The organism is Ancylomarina sp. (assembly GCF_041555295.1).
GTDB lineage: Bacteria > Bacteroidota > Bacteroidia > Bacteroidales > Marinifilaceae > Ancylomarina.
Genome location: NZ_JBFFKR010000422.1, coordinates 1 through 2,174, shown reverse-complemented (window position 1 = coordinate 2,174; position 2,174 = coordinate 1). Strand labels below are relative to the sequence as shown.

Annotated in this window: 2 protein-coding genes; both read left to right on the top strand. The window is 36.2% G+C overall.

Annotation, left to right across the window (positions count from 1 at the left end):
• Positions 1-503 precede the first annotated feature (503 nt).
• Positions 504-1,664 (top strand): iron-containing alcohol dehydrogenase, encoded by a 1,161-nt coding sequence (locus tag ABY905_RS16685; RefSeq protein WP_372645930.1) that lies wholly within the window; start codon positions 504-506, stop codon positions 1,662-1,664.
• Between the two features lie 74 nt (positions 1,665-1,738).
• Positions 1,739-2,146 carry a hypothetical protein gene (locus tag ABY905_RS16680; RefSeq protein WP_372645928.1) on the top strand — a complete coding sequence of 136 codons (408 nt, stop codon included), beginning with the start codon at positions 1,739-1,741 and terminating at the stop codon, positions 2,144-2,146.
• The last annotated feature ends 28 nt before the right edge of the window (positions 2,147-2,174 follow it).

The following is a 2,174-nucleotide window of genomic DNA, read 5'->3' as shown; positions in this document are numbered from 1 at the left end:
TCAGTTGTTGCTTTTTTACCTACCATTATACTGGTACAACTTTCTCCAAAGAATGGATCGTTTTTCTGTTCTAAAGCACCTTGAGCATAAGTGAATTGCATGGCAATACTTAAACTTAAAAGGGCTGTTAAAAATGTTTTTTTCATGTTTCGTTAAAAGGTTTGTTATTAGTTTTATTGCTATTTCTAGCCTTGGTTGTGTTCTATTTAAATTTAGAAGGCCAATATAGTTTTTTTACAATTGTTTTTTCATGATAAATGCAATGTTTATAGACAGATTTATTTGCTCATCACTTTTCCTTTGAAAATAGGTCGATATTACCGTGTGTGTGGGCGCTGCTGATTGTTATTATAAAAACTTATGACAATGCATGCTGGAGACAGAAACCAAAAGCTGTTAAATAAAACTTAAGTCTTGCATAATGTTTTTAATTACTTGAAATTAAACTTAACTTGATGGCTCAAATTTAAATGAGACATTCAATAAAAAATAATATACAGATTATGAATAATTTTGATTTCTATAACCCCGTAAATATCCTTTTTGGAAAAGGAAAAATTGCAGAATTGAAGAAGCACATTCCTGCTGGTGCTAATATTTTAATCACTTTTGGTGGAGGTTCTATCAAGAAAAATGGTGTTTACGATCAGGTAATTGCTGCTCTCGATGGTTTTAGGGTTCAGGAGTTTGGTGGTATTGAGCCAAACCCACATTTTGAAACTTTGATGAAAGCAGTTGAAGTGGTGAAAGCAGAGAAGATTGATTTCCTGTTGGCCGTGGGTGGAGGTTCTGTTCTTGATGGAACAAAATTTATTGCTGCAGCTTCTTGTTATAAAGGTGATGATGCCTGGGATATTTTAGCTAAGCATGCAAGGGTAGAATCGGCTATTGATCTGGGAGCAGTCTTAACATTGGCGGCTACAGGTTCTGAAATGAATAGTGGAGGTGTGGTTACCAAAGCGGCAACCAAAGAGAAACTACCTTTTGGTTCACCTTTATTATTCCCTAAGTTTTCAATCTTAGATCCTGAGGCGACTTATTCTTTACCTAAAAGACAAATTGCCAATGGGGTTGCTGATGCCTTTGTTCATGTGATGGAGCAATATCTAACATACCCAGTGAATTCACCTGTGCAAGATCGTTTCTCTGAAGGTTTGTTGATGACATTAATCGAAGAAGGAACGAAAGCTTACGATTCTGAAACACCCAATTACGATGAATATGCCAACATGATGTGGGCGGCGACTATGGCTTTAAATGGTTTGATAGGTGCAGGTGTTCAAAGTGACTGGGCAACGCATATGATTGGGCACGAATTGACAGCTTTCCATGGTATAGATCATGCTGTGACGTTAGCTATTGTTCTTCCAGGTTTAATGAAGCATCTTAAGGATAAGCGAAGTGTGAAGTTACTTCAGTATGCTGAAAGAGTTTGGAATATTACCGAAGGTAGTGAGGAAGAAAGAAAAGCCATGGCTATCGTGAAAACGGAAGATTTCTTCAATCGAATTGGTATTAAAACACGTTTGAGTCAGCACAATGTTGGTCAGGATACAATTGATACAATCATTAAGAGATTTACTGACAGACAGCTTCCATCAATTGGTATGATACCTGATGTGAAAATTGAAGATGCTGAAAAGATTTTAATAGATAGATTATAAGACAAATTGAGAGCTTGCATCTAATGATGTGAGCTCTTCTTTTAAAGTATCCTTACTAACCAACACGTCCTCAAATGAAACAAGTCCGTTATTTATTTATCAACCTTTTAATATTATTGGCACCTATTTATGGCAATTGGGATTTGATTAGCAATGGGAAGCATTGTCAGGGGACAGTGGTTGATATTAAGGAGATTAAACAGCAACTGTTCTATGAAACTTATGCCCAAATTAGCTATAAGGTGGGAAATAAGACCTATAAAATAGAAGGTCCTGAAAATGCTGATTACCCTATCGGTATGAAACTAGACCTGATTTATCCACAAGATGAACCTTCTGCTGCTATTATTTATTCTGTGTCGGGTTTTTTGAGCCAGTGGTACACCATACTCGCTTTGGTCTTATTCATTCTATGGAATGCTTTTTACTTGAGCTTCCTAAAGGGGAAGCCCGATTATAGTAAAGTTTCAAAAAGGAAATAAGAAACGTTTATCGAACTAGTGAATTGTT